At 69.8% G+C, this 19,363-nt stretch carries 23 protein-coding genes; 10 read left to right on the top strand and 13 right to left on the bottom strand.

What is annotated here, in order from left to right; translation table 11 throughout:
* Nucleotides 1-31 precede the first annotated feature (31 nt).
* Together OHB23_RS07300 and OHB23_RS07295 are read right to left on the bottom strand one after the other, a co-directional pair.
* Nucleotides 32-1,015 carry an o-succinylbenzoate synthase gene (locus OHB23_RS07300; protein ID WP_285184338.1) on the bottom strand — a complete coding sequence of 328 codons (984 nt, stop codon included), beginning with the start codon at nt 1,013-1,015 and terminating at the stop codon, nt 32-34.
* Nucleotides 1,012-1,623 carry a PaaI family thioesterase gene (locus OHB23_RS07295; protein WP_027504536.1) on the bottom strand — a complete coding sequence of 204 codons (612 nt, stop codon included), beginning with the start codon at nt 1,621-1,623 and terminating at the stop codon, nt 1,012-1,014. Before OHB23_RS07295 ends, OHB23_RS07300 begins: the two co-directional genes overlap by 4 nt.
* Before the next feature lie 51 nt (nt 1,624-1,674).
* Between OHB23_RS07295 and OHB23_RS07290 the strand changes: the two genes are divergently transcribed.
* The 4 genes from OHB23_RS07290 to OHB23_RS07275 all read left to right on the top strand — a co-directional run bounded on the left by OHB23_RS07290 (nt 1,675) and on the right by OHB23_RS07275 (nt 5,388).
* The gene (locus OHB23_RS07290; protein ID WP_373425200.1) at nt 1,675-2,583 is read left to right on the top strand and encodes a 1,4-dihydroxy-2-naphthoyl-CoA synthase; all 909 of its coding nucleotides are present in this window, start codon (nt 1,675-1,677) and stop codon (nt 2,581-2,583) included.
* A gap of 13 nt (nt 2,584-2,596) precedes the next feature.
* Entirely contained in the window at nt 2,597-2,995 is a 399-nt protein-coding gene (locus OHB23_RS07285) for a VOC family protein (RefSeq protein ID WP_328811199.1), read from the top strand.
* Nucleotides 2,988-4,151, top strand: coding sequence for an o-succinylbenzoate--CoA ligase (gene menE, locus OHB23_RS07280; RefSeq protein ID WP_328811198.1), 1,164 nt, complete (start codon nt 2,988-2,990; stop codon nt 4,149-4,151). Before OHB23_RS07285 ends, menE begins: the two co-directional genes overlap by 8 nt.
* Nucleotides 4,152-4,266: 115 nt before the next feature.
* Nucleotides 4,267-5,388, top strand: coding sequence for a GAF domain-containing protein (locus OHB23_RS07275; protein ID WP_222638085.1), 1,122 nt, complete (start codon nt 4,267-4,269; stop codon nt 5,386-5,388).
* A gap of 23 nt (nt 5,389-5,411) precedes the next feature.
* Here the strand turns inward: OHB23_RS07275 and OHB23_RS07270 are convergent, their stop codons facing one another.
* On the bottom strand, nt 5,412-5,606 hold the full coding sequence (locus OHB23_RS07270; protein ID WP_037184696.1) for a hypothetical protein: 195 nt from the start codon (nt 5,604-5,606) through the stop codon (nt 5,412-5,414).
* Between the two features lie 198 nt (nt 5,607-5,804).
* On the opposite strand from OHB23_RS07270, the gene OHB23_RS07265 reads away from it, so the two are divergent.
* Together OHB23_RS07265 and OHB23_RS07260 are read left to right on the top strand one after the other, a co-directional pair.
* Nucleotides 5,805-6,674, top strand: coding sequence for a 1,4-dihydroxy-2-naphthoate polyprenyltransferase (locus OHB23_RS07265; RefSeq protein ID WP_328811197.1), 870 nt, complete (start codon nt 5,805-5,807; stop codon nt 6,672-6,674).
* Nucleotides 6,675-6,733: 59 nt separating this feature from the next.
* Nucleotides 6,734-7,216, top strand: coding sequence for an FBP domain-containing protein (locus OHB23_RS07260; protein ID WP_027504530.1), 483 nt, complete (start codon nt 6,734-6,736; stop codon nt 7,214-7,216).
* 18 nt (nt 7,217-7,234) lie between these two features.
* Here OHB23_RS07260 and OHB23_RS07255 read toward each other — a convergent pair whose 3' ends face one another.
* Nucleotides 7,235-7,627, bottom strand: coding sequence for a phage holin family protein (locus OHB23_RS07255; RefSeq protein WP_027504529.1), 393 nt, complete (start codon nt 7,625-7,627; stop codon nt 7,235-7,237).
* Between the two features lie 75 nt (nt 7,628-7,702).
* On the opposite strand from OHB23_RS07255, the gene pepN reads away from it, so the two are divergent.
* Nucleotides 7,703-10,180, top strand: coding sequence for an aminopeptidase N (pepN, locus tag OHB23_RS07250; protein ID WP_328811196.1), 2,478 nt, complete (start codon nt 7,703-7,705; stop codon nt 10,178-10,180).
* Here the strand turns inward: pepN and OHB23_RS07245 are convergent.
* Nucleotides 10,160-10,477, bottom strand: coding sequence for a DUF4229 domain-containing protein (locus tag OHB23_RS07245; RefSeq protein WP_027504527.1), 318 nt, complete (start codon nt 10,475-10,477; stop codon nt 10,160-10,162). The genes pepN and OHB23_RS07245 overlap by 21 nt on opposite strands.
* Nucleotides 10,478-10,645: 168 nt before the next feature.
* On the opposite strand from OHB23_RS07245, the gene OHB23_RS07240 reads away from it, so the two are divergent.
* Both OHB23_RS07240 and OHB23_RS07235 read left to right on the top strand, forming a co-directional pair.
* Entirely contained in the window at nt 10,646-10,855 is a 210-nt protein-coding gene (locus tag OHB23_RS07240; RefSeq protein ID WP_042574081.1) for a BldC family transcriptional regulator, read from the top strand.
* Between the two features lie 172 nt (nt 10,856-11,027).
* A complete protein-coding gene (locus tag OHB23_RS07235; protein WP_027504525.1) occupies nt 11,028-11,237 on the top strand; it encodes a hypothetical protein in 210 nt (69 codons plus the stop codon).
* 39 nt (nt 11,238-11,276) lie between these two features.
* Here the strand turns inward: OHB23_RS07235 and OHB23_RS07230 are convergent, their stop codons facing one another.
* The 8 genes from OHB23_RS07230 to OHB23_RS07195 form a co-directional block, all read right to left on the bottom strand.
* Nucleotides 11,277-12,326 carry a MinD/ParA family ATP-binding protein gene (locus tag OHB23_RS07230; protein ID WP_051613086.1) on the bottom strand — a complete coding sequence of 350 codons (1,050 nt, stop codon included), beginning with the start codon at nt 12,324-12,326 and terminating at the stop codon, nt 11,277-11,279.
* Nucleotides 12,327-12,359: 33 nt separating this feature from the next.
* Nucleotides 12,360-13,337 carry a c-type cytochrome biogenesis protein CcsB gene (gene ccsB, locus OHB23_RS07225; RefSeq protein WP_056441651.1) on the bottom strand — a complete coding sequence of 326 codons (978 nt, stop codon included), beginning with the start codon at nt 13,335-13,337 and terminating at the stop codon, nt 12,360-12,362.
* A 2-nt stretch (nt 13,338-13,339) separates the two neighbouring features.
* Nucleotides 13,340-14,983: a cytochrome c biogenesis protein ResB gene (gene resB, locus OHB23_RS07220; protein WP_328811195.1), complete on the bottom strand. Its 1,644-nt coding sequence runs from the start codon at nt 14,981-14,983 to the stop codon at nt 13,340-13,342.
* A 16-nt stretch (nt 14,984-14,999) separates the two neighbouring features.
* Nucleotides 15,000-15,791 carry a cytochrome c biogenesis CcdA family protein gene (locus OHB23_RS07215; protein ID WP_027504522.1) on the bottom strand — a complete coding sequence of 264 codons (792 nt, stop codon included), beginning with the start codon at nt 15,789-15,791 and terminating at the stop codon, nt 15,000-15,002.
* Complete coding sequence (locus tag OHB23_RS07210; RefSeq protein WP_222638080.1) at nt 15,784-16,392, bottom strand: TlpA disulfide reductase family protein; 609 nt, start codon at nt 16,390-16,392, stop codon at nt 15,784-15,786. The genes OHB23_RS07215 and OHB23_RS07210 overlap by 8 nt, the downstream gene beginning before the upstream one ends.
* On the bottom strand, nt 16,389-16,994 hold the full coding sequence (locus tag OHB23_RS07205) for a histidine phosphatase family protein (protein ID WP_051613157.1): 606 nt from the start codon (nt 16,992-16,994) through the stop codon (nt 16,389-16,391). The genes OHB23_RS07210 and OHB23_RS07205 overlap by 4 nt, the downstream gene beginning before the upstream one ends.
* A 95-nt stretch (nt 16,995-17,089) precedes the next feature.
* On the bottom strand, nt 17,090-18,421 hold the full coding sequence (gene hemL, locus OHB23_RS07200) for a glutamate-1-semialdehyde 2,1-aminomutase (protein WP_328811194.1): 1,332 nt from the start codon (nt 18,419-18,421) through the stop codon (nt 17,090-17,092).
* 66 nt (nt 18,422-18,487) lie between these two features.
* On the bottom strand, nt 18,488-18,982 hold the full coding sequence (locus OHB23_RS07195; protein WP_328811193.1) for a GNAT family N-acetyltransferase: 495 nt from the start codon (nt 18,980-18,982) through the stop codon (nt 18,488-18,490).
* 97 nt (nt 18,983-19,079) lie between these two features.
* Here OHB23_RS07195 and OHB23_RS07190 point away from each other — a divergent pair, with 97 nt between their 5' ends.
* Complete coding sequence (locus OHB23_RS07190) at nt 19,080-19,334, top strand: hypothetical protein (RefSeq protein ID WP_056441640.1); 255 nt, start codon at nt 19,080-19,082, stop codon at nt 19,332-19,334.
* The last annotated feature ends 29 nt before the right edge of the window (nt 19,335-19,363 follow it).

The raw sequence follows: 19,363 nt of genomic DNA, 5'->3' as shown, positions 1-19,363 counted from the left end.
TTCTCGGAGAAGGTTTCTGGTCGGCGCGACCCTACAACAGAGCGAGGGGATGGCACCGGGCGAGACGCTCCAGCCACCACGTCCGCCGATCGTCCGGGGCGGCGAGCTCGCGGAGTCGATCCGCATCGGGGACGACGGTGTCGACCCGCAGCCGACCGTCGACGAGTGCTCGCGGCTCGGCCACGTCGGTGACGAACAGTGCGCCGGTGCCCAGGCCGCACGCGGCACTCGACGGCAGGGCCGCCGCCGCAGCGAGTCCCGCCGACATGCCGATCGCCGAGTCGAGGGCGCTCGACACGACCACGGGGACGCCGTACTGCGCCAATTCCTCGGCGAGCCGCAGCACCGCCCGCACCCCGCCCAGCGGCGGCACCTTGACGACGGCCACGTCGGCGGCCCCGGCCCGCACCACGCGCAGCGGGTCCTCGGCTCGCCGGATGCTCTCGTCGGCGGCGATCGACACTCCGCGCACGCGTCTGCGCACCTCGGCGAGTTCCTCGACCGTCGCGCAGGGCTGCTCCGCGTACTCGAGGTCACCGTTCTCGGTGAGGGCGCGCAGGGCCGTCTCGGCCTCGTCGACCGTCCAGCCCCCGTTGGCGTCGACACGCACGGTGGGGACGAGCGCCCGGACCGCCTCGACTCGTGCGACGTCGTCGTCGAGGGTCTGGCCCTTCTCGGCGACCTTGACCTTCGCCGTGCGCGTGCCGGGATAGCGCGCGAGCACGGCGGGCACCTCGGCGGCGGGCACCGCGGGCACGGTGGCGTTGACCTCGACGTGGTCCCGCACCGGATCGGGCGCGCCCTGCCAGGCCATCTCGATGCCGGCACGCAGCCATGCCGACGCCTCGGCGTCGTCGTACTCGGGGAAGGCGCCGAACTCGCCCCATCCGGCGGGTCCGGAGAACACCAGTACCTCCCGCGTCGTGATGCCGCGGAACCGGGTGCGCATGGGCAGCGACAGCACGTGGGCCGACGCGACGATCTCGTCGAGCCCGGGAGCGGGTGCCGCCGTCACTGCTGGCCGGGGAGCAACTGCACCATGAGGGCGTTGCTCTCGGCGACGAGCGTGCCGTCCTGCTTGGTCAACCGGGCCTCGATGAACGTCTTGCGGCCCTCGACCTTCGTCACGTGCCCCTCGGCGACGAGCTGCTCGTTCAACGGGGTCACGGCGCGGTAGTCGATGTGCAGGAAGGCGGTGCGGCTGATCGGGCGGCCGTACGCGTGCTGGATCAGCCCGAAGAGGTCGTCGAACAGCAACGGCAGCGTGCCGCCGTGGGCTGCGCCGTTGCCGCCGAGATGGAACCGGCGGAACACACCGGTGGACCGAACGCCCTCGGCGCCGTACTTCTCGATGGTCCACGGCAGCATCAGCAGACTGCCGCGGCCCGGGAGCTCCAGCGCGCGGCCCGCCGGTGACAGACCCTCCGGCACCACGTACGGCGCCATGGTCGCAGCGAGTTTCTCCGCCTGGTCGGCGGCCAGGGCGAGCTGGTCGTCCGGCAGGTCCGTGGACACCGCGAGGTCCTGGACGGTGCGCAACGCCTCGATCAACCGGCCGTAGTCCGGCGGCGGCGTGGCCCTGGTGAACTTCGGGAATCCGCCGTGGGGGGAATCGTCGGTCATCGGACGACGGTAACGCGGAGTCCGATTCGGTCCGTCGTTAGGCTGTCGAGGGTGACCGATCAGACCTCGCCGTTCCAGCCCGAGCAGTGGACCGCGGTCCCCGGCTTCGAGGACCTGGTGGACATCACCTACCACCGCCACGTCACCGACGGCACCGTGCGCATCGCGTTCGATCGCCCCGAGGTGCGCAACGCCTTCCGCCCCGGCACCGTCGACGAGCTGTACCGCACGCTCGACCACGCCCGGATGACCTCCGACGTCGGCGCCGTCCTCCTCACGGGCAACGGGCCCAGCGAGAAGGACGGCGGGTGGGCCTTCTGTTCCGGCGGCGACCAGCGCATCCGGGGGCGGTCCGGCTACCAGTACGCCAGCGGCGACACGGCCGAGACCGTGGACCGGGCGCGCGCGGGACGCCTCCACATCCTCGAGGTGCAGCGCCTGATCCGCACGATGCCCAAGGTCGTGATCTGCCTCGTCAACGGGTGGGCCGCGGGCGGCGGACACAGCCTGCACGTGGTCTGCGACCTGACTCTGGCGAGCCGGGAACACGCCCGCTTCAAGCAGACCGACGCCGACGTGGGCAGCTTCGACGGCGGATACGGCAGCGCGTACCTGGCGAAGATGGTGGGGCAGAAGTTCGCTCGCGAGATCTTCTTCCTCGGTGACACCTACACCGCCGAGGACATGCACCGGATGGGTGCTGTGAACAAGGTGGTCGATCACGCCGACCTCGAGACCGTCGCCATCGAGTGGGGGCGCACGATCAACGGCAAGTCCCCGCAGGCGCAGCGAATGCTCAAGTACGCGTTCAATCTTCAGGACGACGGGCTGGTGGGGCAGCAGCTGTTCGCGGGCGAGGCGACGCGGTTGGCCTACATGACCGACGAGGCCGTGGAGGGTCGCGACTCGTTCCTCGAGAAGCGTGAGCCGGACTGGTCTCCCTACCCCTGGTACTTCTGAGAGGCGACCGACGATGGAGGTGCTGGCGAGCCGGATCATCCTGCGGCCGAGAAACGTCGACGAGACCCTGAGCTTCTATCGGGACCGGTTGCGGCTCGGCATCTTCCGCGAGTATCCCGGTGGCGTGGTGTTCTTCGCGGGGCAGTCGCTAATCGAGGTGGCCGGACACGGGCAGGCCGGAGGCCGGTCGACAGCTGACGGCGAGCCGACGGCGGGTGCGATGGCGACGATCCTGCTGCAGGTGCGTGACGTCGAGGCGGCACGCGCCGAGCTCGAGGCGGCGGGCGTCGAAGTCGTGCGGGCTCCGCAGACCGAGCCCTGGGGACTGACGGAGATGTGGATCGCCGACCCCGACGGCACACGCATCGTCGTGGTCGAGGTTCCGCCCGACCATCCGCAACGCCGTGGCTGATCTGACCGTCCTCCCGGTGCCCAGCGGAGACGCGGTGCTGGGTCTGCTGCCGCGACTGCGCGCCGTGCTCGACGGTACCGCCGTGCCGGTCCTGCCGGTCCCCGCCGACGACGATCGTGAGCGTCGACGCCTCGCCGACGCGCTGTCACCGGGCACTCCCGCGGAGCCGGGTACCGCGATGGTGCTCGCGACGTCCGGGTCGACGGGAATCCCGAAGGGGGCCCTGCTCGGGGCGGCCGCACTCCGGGCCAGCGCCGCCGCCACCCATGCCCGGCTGGGTGGGCCGGGACAGTGGTTGCTCGCGCTGCCGGCCCATCACATCGCCGGGATGCAGGTGGTGCTGCGCTCCCTCGCCGCCGGCCACGAACCCGCGGTGGTGGACGTGTCGACGGGATTCGACCCCGCGCACCTCGTCCGCGCGGTCGCGTCGATGAGCGGGCCCCGGCGCTACACCTCCCTCGTCCCCACCCAGATGGTGAAGGCGCTCGATCGTCCGGACGCCGTCGCGGCGCTCGCGTCCCTCGACGCCGTTCTGCTCGGCGGGGCCGCGACCCCGGCTCCCGTGCTCGACCGCGCACTCGCTGCGGGGATCACCGTGGTCCGCACCTACGGGATGAGCGAGACCTGCGGCGGGTGCGTCTACGACGGCGTTCCCCTGGACGGCGTGACCGTCGGCCTCGAGGCGGACGGCCGGGTGCGCCTCGGCGGACCCACACTGGCGAACGGTTACCGCGGAATGCCTGATCACCCGGCGTTCGCCGAGGCGGGGTGGTTCCGCACCGATGATCTCGGACGCCTGCAGGGCGACCGTCTGCAGATTCTCGGGAGGGCCGACGACGCCATCACCACGGGCGGACTCACCGTCGTACCGCGAGTGGTGGAAGACGCCGTCGCGGGGATCGACGGGGTCGCCGAGTGCGTCGTGGTCGGCGTTCCCGATCCGCGCCTGGGCGAACGGGTGGGCGCACTGGTGGTGCTGCGGCCCGGTGTCGAGCTGTCGCCGGAGTCTCTCCGGGCGGCCGTCGCCGACGCGCTCGGCCCTGCCGCGGCACCCCGGCAGGTGCTGTTCGTGGACGCGCTCCCGGCCCGCGGCCCGGGCAAGGTGGACCGCGCGGCCGCGCGAACGACGCTGGTCGCGTGTAGTCCGACCGAATGACATCTTCCCCCGCACGCCGAGGGGCGAGCCGCCCGAGACCGTGACGGTGAGTAAGGTCCTCCCGGTACATCCGGGTCGGGGGCTTGGTTGTTCGTGGGTTCGGAGGACAGTGACGATGGCGAGGCAGGCGACGGGAGCAGCTCCCGACGCGCACGACGGCTGGATCGTCGTGGAGACACTCGCCGAACCGCCCGACGGCGATGCCGGTCCCGTGGGGACCGTCGTCGCCAAGGACGGTCGGGCGAAGGACTGGACGGCGCTCTCCCGCGCGGTCGGCAGCAAGCGCATCGCGGACGCGGCGCGTGCGATGACCGCGTTCGTCGCGACCAGCGGCGAGGACGCGGCCGAGACCGTGCCGGGACTGAACGGTCCGCTGCGGGCCGTCGCGGTACCGGGTCCCCGGAAGGCCGTCCACGGTGTGATGCTGTACGCCGGTGACGATTCCGACGCACCGCCGCCCCTCGTCGTCGGCTACGACTGGTCCTCGTCACGTCGACAGTTCGCGTTCACGCCCGGCATCGCCGGCGTCACGGGCCGGGAGCCGGCATCGAAGCTCGCCGCACCGGCATTCGAGCTGTTCGACCACGCGGACGACGCCGACAGCGCGATGTATCTCCTCGTCGCACTGCTCGACGCGGAACCCGGAACCCGCTGGGACGGCACCGTGGCGCTGCGTACCCCGCGCGGTGCCCGGCCCCTGCGCAATGCGGTGCGGACGGTGCTCGACACCTCGTCCGCCGACGACGCCAGCCGGTACGTCGACACCGTGTCGCACGCGTTGGCGATCTCGCTCCGCGCGGACGAACTCGTGGTGGCCGGACCGTCGGTCGAGGCGTTCGCGCTGCGGTCGCTGACGCGCAACTCCCCCACCGCGATCGCACTCATCGACACCGAGCGCGTGCGCGTAGTGCGGTGGCTGACAGATCCGGTGGAGAACATCCTGTGGAAGGGGCAGGTCGATCAGCGCGACACCCCGCACCCCTCGGACATCGCGCGCATCGTGTCGGCCTATCGCCGGATGCACGAGTGGGCGGACCATCGCACCGAGATCCCCGGCGTGCGACTGCGCCGTGTCGACGGCGGGTGGACAGTCGTCGACCTACGGGCGACACGTGTTCCGGGACAACGCTTCCTGATGGTGGAATTCCAACCGGTCGGATTCTCCGACGAGGACGATCCCGTCCCGCCCACCGACACCGGATACCCGGGTCGTGGGCCGCGCAGACGGTCCAGCTGAGCCTCTTCTCGGGCTCGAGCGTGTCAGGTTCGCGGCATACCGCACCGGGCCGCGAGGCAGCGCTCGAGATCCTCGGTGACCGCCCAGGCCGTGTCGAGGTCACCGCCGAGCAGCAGGGACCGCTGACGCAGTGTGAGCGCGCGGATGGCGCGGTCGAGTTCGACGTCCGTCATGGCCGCGACGGCGTCGTCGATCGTGGAACTGGTGATGTCGTCCATCGTTCATCCCCGGGGTGCGACAGGTGAACCGATCGAAGGACCGGTTCCGCATTCGTGTGCCACGTTCACGGCCGACGGCGACAAGCCTGTGAGAAACCCCCGAGGTCGAGGGCGCATCCGGAGTGTACGCCGGGAGCGGTGGGCCTCACAACACGACCGCGCGGGGCCGCATCGGCATGCGTAGGCAATGATCCACACATGGCGACAGCATCCCAGTGGCTCGAAGGCGCACGGCCGCGCACACTTCCGAACGCGATCGCACCGGTCGTGGCCGCGGCGGGTGCGGCAGCGGCGGCCGGCGACGTGACGTGGTGGAAGGCCCCGGTGGCACTGCTCGTGTCGGTCGCCCTCATCGTCGGCGTGAACTTCTCCAACGACTACTCCGACGGCATCCGCGGAACCGACGACGACCGCGTCGGACCGATCCGCCTCGTCGGCTCCCGGCTGGCGACGCCGTCGGCCGTCCGCGGCGCGGCCGTGGCGTGCTTCGCACTCGCTGCCGTCGCGGGTCTCGTCCTCGCCCTGACGACGGCCTGGTGGCTGGTTCTCGTCGGTGTCGTGTGCATCGCGGGAGCCTGGTACTACACGGGCGGATCGAAGCCCTACGGCTACAGCGGCCTCGGAGAGATCGCCGTCTTCGTCTTCTTCGGCCTCGTCGCCGTGCTCGGCACCCAGTTCGTGCTCACCGATCGCGTCGACCTCGTGGGACTCGCGAGCGCCGTCGCGATGGGCTGCTTCTCGAGCGCCGTCCTGGTGGCCAACAACATCCGCGACATTCCCACCGACACCGAGGCGGGCAAGCTCACCCTCGCGGTCCGGCTGGGTGACGCCCGGAGCCGCGGTCTGCACGCCGCGCTGCTCGGCGTGCCGTTCCTCGTCAGCCTGCTGCTGCTCCTGCACTCGCCGTGGGCCGTGCTGGGCGTCGTCGCCTTCCCGTTGGCCTGGCGTGCCAACGCCCCCGTCCGCACCCGGCAGCAGGGCCTCGCGCTCATTCCGGCGCTGCGCGACTCGGGTCTCGCGATGCTCGTCTGGGCGGTGGCGACCACCGTCGGCCTGCTGCTCGGATAGTCGCCGCGCGACGGATAATTCCGTTGCCGACGGTCATGATCTCCCTCTACGGTCGTCCCATGGACCCCGTGACCGAACCCGAGATCCGGGCATCGTTCGTCAACTGCTCGAAGGGCGAGGCGAAGCGCATCCCGGTCCCCACCGATCTGGACCGTCGCCCGTGGGACGACCTGGACTTCCTCGGCTGGAGCGACCCCGCGTATCCGGGCCGCAGCTTCCTCGTCGTGCCGACCGCGGATCGGCTCGTCGGAGTCGCCCTGCGTTCGGAGAGCAGTTCTCGCCGATCTCAGATGTGCAGCATCTGCACCACCGGGCATCAGAACGGCGGCGTCACGCTGATGGTGGCCCGCAAGACCGGTGAGTCCGGCCGCCGCGGCAACACCGTCGGCACCTACCTGTGCTCGGATCTGGCCTGCTCCCTGTACGCGCGGCGGATCAAGACCCCGACGCTGGGACGGCAGTACCGCGACGACACCCCGGTCGAGGAGCGCGTCGGCAAGCTTCGCGAGACCATCACGGCATTCGTGGCGCGGCTGGACTGACCGCGGTCGGCGGCAGCCTCAGCGGCGCGCCGATCGCCGGTCCGGCACCAGTCCACCGAGAACCCAGTTGACGATGGACACTATCACCGCGCCCCAGAAGGCGGACCCGAAACCGTCGACGGTGAGCCCGTACCCGGTGCTCTCGGTGATGGCGGCGGTGAGCAGCAGCATCAACGCGTTGATCACCAACAGGAACAGCCCGAGGGTCAGCACGATGAGGGGCAGCGACAACAACTGCACGATCGGCTTGACCAAGGCGTTGATCACGGTGAACACGGCGGCGATCCCGATCAGCACCACCAGGTCCCAGCCCTGCCCGCGCCCCGAACTCGCGATCGAGATGCCGTCCACCCAGGACGCCGCCAGCCAGATCGCGAACGCCGTGACGATCAATCTGAGCACCAGAATCATGCGCCCCATGATGGCACGGGTCGCCGCGACGGTGGTGTGTCGCGAGCCGCGCCTCCGGTGGTGTTGCATGAAGGTGTGAGTACCGCGAACCTGACCCGCGCCGAGACCGCCGACCGCGCCCGGGTGGTGTCCGACGTGCGATACGACGTGGCGCTGGACCTGACCGAGGCACGGACCCGAGCCGAGTTCGGCACCGTCACCACCGTGAGCTTCGCGGCCACCGCGTCGTCGACGTGGATGGACTTCCTCGGTGCCGGCGTGGACCGCGTGATCGTCAACGACCACGAACAGGAGGTGCAGTACGACGGTGCGCGGGTGCTGCTGCGTGATCTCGGGAGCCACAACACCGTGCGCATCCACGCCCGCGGCTGGTACAGCCGCACCGGTGAGGGCCTGCACCGATTCGTCGATCCGGCGGACGGCGAGACCTACCTCTACACGCAGTACGAGCCCGCCGACGCGCGGCGCGTCTTCGTGAACTTCGAGCAGCCGGACCTCAAGGGACCGTTCGTCTTCCGGGTGAGCGCACCGGACGAGTGGACGGTGCTGTCGAACGAGCGGGTGGAGGAGACCACCACCGACGACGCAGGGTCGTCCACCCGTGTCTTCGCCGCCACGCAGCCGATCTCCACGTACATCACGGCCGTCGTCGCGGGCCCGTACCACCGCGCCACGTCGGAGTACCGCCGCGGCGACCTCACCATCGAACTCGGCGCGTGGTGCCGTGCGTCGCTCGGCGAGCACCTCGACCACGACGACATCTTCGACGTCACGCGCGCCGGGCTCGACTTCTTCCACGATGCGTTCGAGTTCCCCTACCCCTTCGGGAAGTACGACCAGGTGTTCGTGCCCGAGTACAACCTCGGCGCCATGGAGAACCCAGGCTGCGTCACGTTCACGGAGTCGTACGTGTTCCGCAGCGCGGCCACCCGAGCGCAGTACGCCCGGCGCGCGAACACGATCCTGCACGAGATGGCGCACATGTGGTTCGGCGATCTGGTGACCATGCAGTGGTGGGACGACCTGTGGCTCAAGGAGTCCCTCGCCGACTACCTGGGCGCGTACGCCTCGGTCGCGGCCACCCGGTTCACCGACGCGTGGGTGTCGTTCGCCCTGCGCCGCAAGGCCTGGGCCTACTCGCAGGACCAGCTCCCGACCACCCACCCCGTCGTCGCCGACATCGTCGACCTCGAGGCGGCCAAGCTCAACTTCGACGGCATCACCTACGCCAAGGGCGCCAGCGTGATCAAACAACTCGGGGCCTTCGTCGGTGACGAGGCCTTCTTCGAGGGCGCCCGCGCGTACTTCCGCGCTCGGGCCTTCGGGACGGCCACCCTGCGCGACCTGCTCGACGCCCTGGCAGCACCGGCCGGTCGGTCGCTCGACGACTGGTCGGCCGCCTGGCTCGAGACCACCGGCGTGTCGACCGTGCTGTACGACCGCACCAGAGGTGTTCTCACGCAGACGGATCCGCGTCCTCAGCGGTTGGACATCGCGTGCCTGTCGCCGGACGAGAACGGCCACCTCGTCGATGCGGAACCGATCTCGGTGCACATCACCGACGCGGAGACACCGCTCGCGCTGCCCGATGCCGCGGTGATCCTGCCGAACGACGGCGATCTCACGTACGCGAAGGTGCGCCTGGACGCGCGGTCGATGGAATCGACGATGCAGTCGCTGGACCGCATCCCCGACGACCTGCGCCGCGCGCTGGTGTGGTCGTCCTGGTGGAACGCGACGCGCGATGCCGAACTGCCTGCGCAGACGTACGTCGATCTCGCCGTCCGCTTCGCACCCACCGAGTCGCATCCGGCCGTGCTCGGATCGATTCTCGCGGACACCGCGGTCGCGGTGGAGCACTACGCCGCGGACCGGGACGGTGTCCGGCAGCGGTGGACCGCGACGACGGCCGAGCAGCTCGCCGGGGCGCCGGCCGGGTCGGACGCGCAGCTCGAGTGGTTCCGGGCGTTCTCGGCCGCGGCGTCACACGACCCGTCGCACGCCGGAAGGGTGCGCGCGTTGCTCTCCGGCGAGGACTCCGTCGACGGTCTCGAACTGGACGCCGAGCAGCGCTGGGGCCTGTGGTTCGCCCTGTCGGCGACCGGTCACACCGACGAGGCCGAGCTGGCGACGGTGCTCGAGTCCGACCGCACGGGGGCCGGTGAGGTGCAGTACGCCGCCGCGGTGGCGGCGCAGCCCGTCGCGTCGGTGAAGGAGGCGACCTGGGCCGCCCTGACCGGTTCGGACGCCCTGAGCAACGAGCGGGTGGGGGCGCTGATCCGCGGCTTCACCGCCGGACCGTCACGCACGCTGATCGAGCGCTTCGACGAGCAGTACTACGCCCTGCTGGAGACCTTCTGGCGGGAGCGGAGCATCGAGATCGCTCGACGACTCGTCATCGGGCTCTTCCCGTCGGCGGCCCACAGCGAGGACGCCGATCGCTGGCTCTCGGGTCACCCGGACGTACCCGCGGCTCTGCGACGGTGCGTGATCGAGCAGCGCGACCACCTGGCCCGCGCACTCGCCGCACGGTCACTCTCCGCGCAGGCGTGAGTGCAGATCCTCGCGGTCGCGGCGACGCTTCTCGTCGACGGCGGCGATGTCCTCGTTGACGCGTCGGCGCAGTCCCTTGAAGAGCACGAGCGACAGGGGGAACGCGACGACCAGGGCGAACACCATGGCGATCAGCAGCGGCACGGTCACCCCGACCAGCGCGGCACCGAAGTAGATGACGGCCGCGACCACAGCGATGAGACCGAGCCGGGCGGCGGTGTAGAGGCCGAGATCGCGGACCAGTCGGCCCTTCGCCGACCCGCTCGGGGTGCTGCCGGTGGGGATGGGATCGGTCATGGACACAGATTACCGGAGCCGTTCGACGTATCCGATTTGTCCATTACCTCCCCTTTACCAACATTAGAAGAGTCGAGTACCCGGGGGTCTCGGTGCCACCATGGGCAACGGATGCGGACATACAGCCGCATTCGACCGAGATGAAGACTGTGTCCCTGGAGGATCGCGATGAGTGCACCGGCTTACACCCCCACGCAGGAGAACCTGCTCACCCCCGGCCAGGTGGCCGCACTCTTCCATGTCGATCCGAAGACCGTCACGCGCTGGGCCCACGCCGGCCGGCTCGGATCGCTCCGCACTCCCGGCGGCCACCGTCGCTTCCGCGAGTCCGAGGTCATGCAGCTCCTGACCTCGCTCACCACCGAGGCGCACCGCTGATCACGCGTCACCCCTTGAGCGCCACCCACTCGTCACCGAGTCGACCATCGGTCGCCACTCGCGGTGTTCGTGTCGGACACCAGTGCGTGCGAGCAGATTCTCAGGATCTTGCGAGCTCGACTCGAGTGCCCCGGCGCTCCGCCACGACTACGCTCGGTAGTGGAGGTGCGTGATGATCTATGTTCTGGCTCTGATCGGGCTCGTGGTCGTGATCGTGCTCCTCTGGAAGTCTTTCGGCCCCGAGACCGGGGCACCCAGAGGACGCGTCACCGGACCGGACGACGACCCGGAGTTCCTGTGGAAGATCAGGAACAACCCTGCACGTGATCGTGGCAACGGTCCCGAGCGTCCCGATGCGGGAACCCCCGGTTCCGTCGACTGAGTCGCGTCACGCGGTGCGGTGCGGTGCAGCGGACGACCGTCACCGCGTGACGTGGGGCGGGAACTCGGCGGTCATCGCTGCTGCCGTCTCGAGAAGCGCCGTGCGCGTCGCCGGCGCGAGAGCGTCGAGGTCGACCTCCGCCCCCTGAGCGAGATGGTCGTCGTACGGGATCACCCGCACGGCGCGACATCGCTGACCGAAGTGGTCGACGATCTTCGAGACGTCGATGACCTTCGACCCGGGCCGCACCATGTTGACCACTGTCAACGACTGCTCCACCAGATGCCGGTAACCGTGCGCGTCGAGCCAGTCCATCGTCGCCGATGCACTCCGCGCACCGTCCACCGATCCGCTGCTCACGATCACCAGCCCGTCGGCGCTGCGCAGGATCGCCCGCATCGCCGAGTGCAGAAGTCCCGTTCCGCAGTCGGTCAGCACGATGTTGTAGAACCGCTCCAGCACGGCCACCGTGGTCTCGTAGTCGTACGCGTCGAACGCCTCCGACATGGCCGGATCGGACTCCGACGCCAGCACTTCGAGCCGGTGGTGATTCTGGGACGTGAAGTCGCGGACCGCGCTGTACTTGTCGATGTCGCGGGCATCCTTCAGCAGGTCGCGCACCGTCTTCTCGGTCTCCAGCGGAACCCGGGAGCTCAGCGTTCCGCGGTCGGGGTTCGCGTCCACGGCGATCACACGGTCGCCCCGGACCGACGAGAACGTCGATCCCAGCGCCGCCGCCACCGTGGTCTTCCCGACGCCTCCCTTGAGGCTCAGGATCGCGATGCGATGACACCCGTGCAACGGGTTGCCGACCTGACGGATCAACGCGAGCCGCCGCTGCTCCTTGGCGCTGTTGCCCACGTTCACCCGGCCACCGGTGACGTCGAAGAGCGTGCGGCGCCAGCCGCCCGTCGGTGGGGGCGGCGAGGTCCGCAGCAGCCGTGACGTCGAGAGGTCGTGCGCCGTGGGCGGTTGCATCGGCGAGGCAGGCACCTGCTGGATCGCCGGATCCGTCGGCGTCGACGCGGACGGGATCCGCCCGTCGTCCTGCGGGCCGGGCGACCACCCGTCCCAACGATCGTCCGTCACCGATTCCCCCCGGCGGTCATGTCGAGCCGACGGTCAGTTCAGACCCGCGTACGAGTGCAGACCGGAGACGACCATGTTGATGATGAAGAGATTGAACAGCATGGCGACGAAGCCCGCGACGTTGATCCACGCCGCGCGGGTGTTCCGCCAGCCCGACGTCGCCCGTGCGTGCAGGTACGCCGCGTAGACGACCCACGCGATGAAGGACACCGTCTCCTTGGGATCCCAGCCCCAGAAGCGTCCCCACGCGGCCTCGGCCCAGATCGCACCGAGGATGACGCCGGCGCCGAACAGCGGGAAGCCGATGATCGTGGTCTTGTAGGCCAGGCGGTCGAGCGTGCGGGCGTCCGGAAGACGCTGGGCGAACCGGGCGAGTGCACCCGTGTTCGCGCCGTCCTCCGTGGCGGGGAAGCGCATCCGCAGCAGGAACAGCAGCGACGCGACGCCGGCCACCAGGAAGATTCCGCTGCCGATGCTGACGATGGTCACGTGGATCGGCAACCAGTACGAGCGCAGGGCCGGAACCACGGGGGCCGCGTCGGCGTAGAGGACCGTCGCCGCGAGGAACATCAGGATCATGACCGGGACGACCACGAAGATCAGCGTCGGGCGCATCTTCCGCAGCGCGATGATCGAGGTCGCCGTCGCGGCGGCCGTGGCCATCGTCACGAACTCGTACATGTTGCCGAGCGGGAACCGGTCGGTGGCGAATCCGCGCAGCACGATCGACGTGACCGTGAGCAGCAGACCGAGCACCACCAGCGCGTAGCCCATGCCGCCGTAGCGCTCGGACGCGGGACGCCGGGGCGCCTCCTCGATCCGACCGGGACCGGTGGGCCGCACGGGCGCCTTGCCCGCCGCGACGAGCTGCCGCTCGGACTTCTGCTCCGCAGCCGTGACGGTCTGCGTGGCGTACTGGGCGATGAGGAACACCGCCGCGAGCAGGTAGACACCGAACGCCGACCGGAAGGACCAGTCGCTGAACTGCGCGAGTGTGGCGTCGATCGGCATGGTCACTCCCTGTTGTTCGAGGTCGGTACGTCATCGGCGTCGGGTCGGTCGAGCACCCGCGCGGTGAGGCGGTCGAACTCGTCACCCCAGCCGGCCTGATCGGTCCGGGCGAGTCCGCCCACTTCTACTACGGTACGTCGTCGGTCGTCGTCCGTGCTCACGCGGACCCAGATGCGACGGCGCTTGATCACCAGGGACACCAGCAGACCGGCCATCATCGACAGCGCGAACACCAGCACCCACGTCTGCGCGGGGTCGTGCGAGACCTGCAGGTTGACGAATTCCTCGGCACCGTCGAATCGCACCTGCGTGCCGTCGGACAGCGTCGTCGACTCCCCCGGTGTCAGGTTGACGCGATCCTGCTTCACCAGCCGGCCCTGCTCCACCAGCACCTGGCTCAGCGAGAACAGCGACTGTGGATTACCGGTGTCGAGGCCGGTGTCGCCCTTGTAGATGTTGACGGCCACCGCCGGATCGTTCGGGGCGGGGAAGCTCGACGACAACAGCGAGCCGTGGAAGAACGCGGTGGGCGCGAACAGCCCCTCGATGGCGATCTGGTTCTGGCGGCGGACATCGGGATCCGGGTACAGACCGCCGGGCGGATCGAAGCGGTGCACTCCGCTGGAGAGGAACGTGGTGCCGTCCGTCGGCTCCCACTGGACCGTCTCGGTACGGGTCTCTCCGTTGGGGAACGTCACCGTGAACGTCGGCGCGTATCCGTGTCCCTGCAGGTAGACGCGGTCACCGGCGACTCGCAGCGGATGGTTGACCTGCAGGGTGTCCGGGCGCCAGGTGTTCGTGACCAGGTCGTCGCCGGCCTGGTACTCGATGTCGGACGTGAACTGCTCTGCCTGCCCGTTCTCGAGGTAGTCGGCCGTGAAGTTCTTCACCCGCACGCAGAGCGGGGTCATGCCCGTGCCGTCCTCGCTGTTGCCGGCGCGGAACGAGTCGAACTGGGCGGGCGAGGTGGTGCAGATGCCCGGGCCGTCGTTGGCGATGACGACGACGTTGCCCTCGTAGCTGAAGAGCTTCCCGACGGCGATGGCCACGAGCAGACCGACGAGCGACAGGTGGAACACCAGGTTGCCCGCCTCGCGCAGGTACCCCTTCTCCGCGGACAGCGTCAAGGCGCCGCTCTCCTCGGTGCGCCGCATCTTCCGCCAGCCGCGCATCCGGCCGTCGATCTCGTCGAGGAGAACGTCGGGTGCCGTGTCGACCTCGGTGCGCAGGTGGTGGGGCAGCCGCCCCAGGTTGCGCGGGGTGGCGACCGGCGGGGTGCGCAACGCGCGGGCGTGGTCGACGCAGCGCGGCAGGATGCAGCCGACGAGCGAGACGAACAGCAGGACGTAGATCGCCGTGAACCAGAAGCTGCCGAAGACGTCGAACAACTCCAGCCGGTCCATGACGGGCCCGAGGGACGGGCGGTCCGCGATGTACTGGTCCACCTTCCCCGAGTTGAGGCTGCGCTGCGGCAGCAGCGCACCCGGGATCGCGGCCAGGGCGAGGAGGAAAAGGAGCACGAGTGCCGTGCGCATCGAGGTCAGGCCGCGCCAGGTGTTCCGGACTGCGGCGACGACGCGCCCCGCCGGAGACTGCCGCGGCGGGCGCGCCTCGGCGTCCGGGCGGGCCGACAGGTCAGTGCTCATATCTCTTTCTCGTCCACTAGATCGGCAGGGTCACGCTGGTCACCGCTCCGTCGCGGATCCAGCTGACGAACAGGTCCCAGGCGCCGGTCACCAGGGCGATGCCGACAGCCACCAGCATCAGACCGCCGAACACCTGGATGGCACGGGCGTTGCGGCGCAGCCATCCGACGCCGCGCAACGCGCTGACGGAGCCGAACGCCAGAACGACGAAGGGCAGTCCCAGTCCCAGGCAGTAGGCGACGATCAGCACCACACCGCGCGCCGCGGTGGTGCCCTCGGTGCCGGCCGTCAGCGAGATGACGCCCGCCAGCGTGGGTCCGAGACACGGGGTCCATCCGAGCGCGAACACGCCACCGAGCAGCGGTGCCCCGAGGATGCTGCCGACGCGGCGCGGTTCGAAGCGCGTGTCGCGCTGCAGGGCGGGGATCAGACCGAGGAAGACGAGACCCATCGCGATGGTGACGACGCCGCCCACACGCTGCAGGATCTCGCGGTTCACCGACAGCACGGAGATGGCGCCGAAGACCGAGGCCGTGGCCAGGACGAACACCACGGTGAATCCGAGAACGAAGAGGGCCGCGGCACCGGCGACGCGGCTGCGACCCCGCACCAGAGTCTTGGTGGCCGCCTCGTCGGCGGTGACGGACGGGGAGTCCGCTCCGACGACTCCGGCCAGGTAGGACAGGTAACCCGGAACCAGGGGGACGACGCAGGGCGATGCGAAGGACACCAGACCGGCGAGCAGGCAGGCACCGAGAGCCAGGAACAGCGGCCCCGACGCGGCAGCCGACTGGAACGCCTCACCCATCGGACACGTCGAGTGGCTCGGCTGCGATGCGCTCGACCACGGGCTGCAGGTCGCTCGCGAGAAGCTCCGTCAGGAACACCGCGGCGACGCGGTGCTCACGGTCGAGCACGATCGTGGTCGGGATGACGGTGGTCGGGTAGTTCGATCCGAGAGCGAGGAGGGTGCGCAGCGGCGGGTCGTAGATGGACGGGTACGTCACGTTGTTGTCTATGACGAAGTCCTGCGCCTTGTCCTGCTGGTTGTCGCGCACGTTGATGCCCAGGAACTGCACACCCTGGTCCTTCGTCGCCTCGAAGACCTGCTCGAGATCGTCGGCCTCACCGCGGCAGGGGCCACACCACTGACCCCAGATGTTGAGGACGACGACCTGGCCCTCGTAGTCGGACAGCGACGTCGTCGTGCCCTCGGTCATGAGGTCGGGTCCGGAGAGGTTCCCCACGGTGCCGCGGTCGGCGGGCGGGTCGTAGAAGATCGACGTCTTGCCGCCGGGTGAGACGAACTCGAAGGTCCCACCCTGTGCCACGGCGTCGGTACCCGTGGCGCACCCGGTGAGAACGGTGGCGGCCACGAGCAGCGGCGCGAGCAGGCGGGCGGGTCTCATGCGCCGGTCTGGAGGGGGTCCGACGCCCCTGCGGGCTCGGAGTAGACGATGTCGACGAGGGTGTCGCCCTCGTAGATCAGCGAGGTGAGCGACGCGAGGCCGCACTGGCGGTTGCGGGGGTCGTGCCACAACCGGTCGCCCTGCAGGAAGCGACGCAGGGTCCACACGGGCAGCTGATGACTCACGCACACGGCCTCGTGGCCCACGGCCGCGACGCGAGCCGCGTTGACGGCAGCCAACATCCGGTGGGCGATCTGCAGGTAGGGCTCGCCCCACGAGGGGGTGAACGGGTCACGCAGCTTGAGCCAGTGGCGGGGCCGGCGCAGCGCACCGTCTCCGACGGCGACCTTCAGACCCTCGAAGTCGTTCCCGGCCTCGATGAGGTTCTCGTCCGTCTCGATGGTGAGCCCGAACGCCGACGCGATGGGCGCCGCCGTCTCCTGGGCGCGCTGCAACGGGGAGGCGACGACGTGCGTGACGTCGTGCCCGGCGAGCACGTTCGCCACCGTGCGCGCCTGGGCCTGACCGTTCACCGACAACCGGAAGTTCGGGAGGCGCCCGTAGAGGATTCCCTTGGGGTTGTGCACCTCGCCGTGCCGCATCACGTGCACGATCGTGCGGGTGTCGGCGTGCGGGTGCCCGGAAGTGTCGATACCGGACGCGTCGCTGTTTGTCGGGTCGGTCGGGGACGACTCGGTCATGACGGTGCTTTCTGCTCGGCTGCTGCGGCGGCGGCGTGGGGAGCGGCCGCCTCGATGATCTCGAACGCGCGGTCGTCGAGCGCCGCGGAGACGAACCAGGCCTCGAACGCGCTCGGCGGCGGGTACACGCCGCGGCTCAGGAGCGCGTGGAAGAACGCGGGGAAGCGCCAGGTGGCGGCCGCCTTGGCGCCCGCGTAGTCGATCACCGGTTCCTCGGAGAAGAAGACGCTGACCATGTTGGCGGCGTACTGCACGCGGTGCGGGACGCCCGCCGCGGTGAGCGCGTCACCGAGGATGCCGCCCAGACGGGTGGAGTTCGCGTCGAGTGCCGCGTAGACGTCGGCGTCCGCCGCGCGCAGCGTCGCCAGACCGGCGGCGACCGCGACGGGGTTACCCGACAGGGTGCCGGCCTGGTAGACGGGGCCCGCGGGGGCGAGGTAGCTCATGATGTCGGACCGGCCACCGAACGCGGCCGCGGGCAGGCCGCCGCTCATGACCTTGCCGAAGGTGTAGAGGTCACCGGCGATGCCGTCGACGCCGTACCACCCCGACGCGCTGACGCGGAAGCCTGTCATGACCTCGTCCATGATCAGCAGTGCGTCGTGCGCACGGGTCAGACGCTGCAGACCCTCGTTGAAGCCGGGCTGCGGCGCCACCGCACCCATGTTGCCCGCCGCGGCCTCGGTGATGACGCACGCGATCTGACCCGGGTGGTCGGCGAACGCCTTCGCGACCGCATCGAGGTCGTTGTAGGGAACGACGATGGTGTCGGCCGCCTGCGCACCCGTCACGCCGGGCGAGGTCGGCAGCCCGAGGGTGGCGACGCCCGAGCCGGCGTCGGCGAGCAGGGCGTCGACATGGCCGTGGTAGCAGCCGGAGAACTTGACGATCTTGCTGCGACCGGTGAACCCGCGGGCCAGACGCACCGCACTCATGGTCGCCTCTGTGCCCGAATTCACCAGGCGTACCTCGTCGACGGGATCGACGCGGCGCACGATCTCCTCCGCCAACTCGATCTCGCCGAGCGTGGGTGCGCCGAAGGACAGTCCCGTGGAGGCCGCCTTCTGCACCGCCTCGACCACGGCCGGGTGGGCGTGACCGAGAATCATCGGTCCCCACGAGGAGATGAGGTCGACGTAGTTGTTGCCGTCGGCGTCACGCAGGGTGTATCCGCTGGCCTCGGCCATGAACCGCGGGGTTCCGCCCACGGAGTGGAAGGCCCGCACGGGCGAGTTCACGCCACCGGGGATGACGGCGGACGCGCGTGCGAAGAGTTCTGCGGATCGGGCGGTGGGGACGCCGGTGTCGGTTCCGCTCGAAGGAGTCACGCCCTCCAGTGTTTCACAGGACGCGGAGTGCTCTTTCTGATAAGGAGCAGTCTCACACCGGCTGTCTCACGCCTCGATCAGGAGCTGCATCCAGGTCAGGTCGAGCCACCGCCCGAACTTGACGCCGACCTGCGGCATGACACCCACCACCGTGAAGCCGAACTTCGCGTGCAGGGCGATCGAGGTGGTGTTCGAGGACTCGATTCCCGCGACGATCGCGTGGACGTCCCCACGGCGGGCGCGCTCGATCAGTTCCGCCATCAACGCGGTCGCGACGCCGCGCCGATGGAAGCCGTCGGCGACGTACACGGAGTTCTCGACGGTGTGCCGGTAGCCGGACTTCGGACGGAACGGCCCGTAGGACGCGTAGCCCGCGACCCGCCCGTCGATCTCGGCGGCGAGGATCGGCAGGCCGGCGCCGGTGCGCTGGTCGAACCAGGCCTGCCGGTCCGCGAGTCCCACCTGCTCCTCGTCCCAGATCGCGGTCGTGTCCGCGATGGCGGCGTTGTGCACGGTGAGGATCTCGGGCAGGTCGGCGGGCACGGCGTCGCGAATCAGCACAGCGACACGGTAGTCGGCTGCAGGGAGGGCACGATCGACGAGAATCGACTTGGTCGAAAGTGTTAAATCTGTGTTACACCGGGCATATCCTTCTGCCATGACGGCACCACACGAGCCCGACCGGCACCCGGGATCCCGACTGGCCTGGCCGGAGGGGTTCCGCGAGCACCTCGTCGAGCAGTGCGACGGCTTCAGCTCGATCATGTCGCGCGCCATTGCGGACAACGGCGCCTCGCTCTTCCGCGACGGCCCCTACGCCCCGTCGACCCCGCAGGCTGCGTCGATGGACGCCACGAGTGTGATGTTTCGCAAGATTCGCGCGGTGTGGCGTGAATTTCTGTGGCCGCGCTGACAAGTCCCTCCCGGGCACCTCGAGTTTTG

It is taken from the genome of Rhodococcus sp. NBC_00294 (genome assembly GCF_036163995.1).
Taxonomy (GTDB): domain Bacteria; phylum Actinomycetota; class Actinomycetes; order Mycobacteriales; family Mycobacteriaceae; genus Rhodococcoides.
The sequence above is the reverse complement of the archived record's forward strand: the minus strand, read 5'-3'. Positions and strand labels throughout refer to the sequence as shown.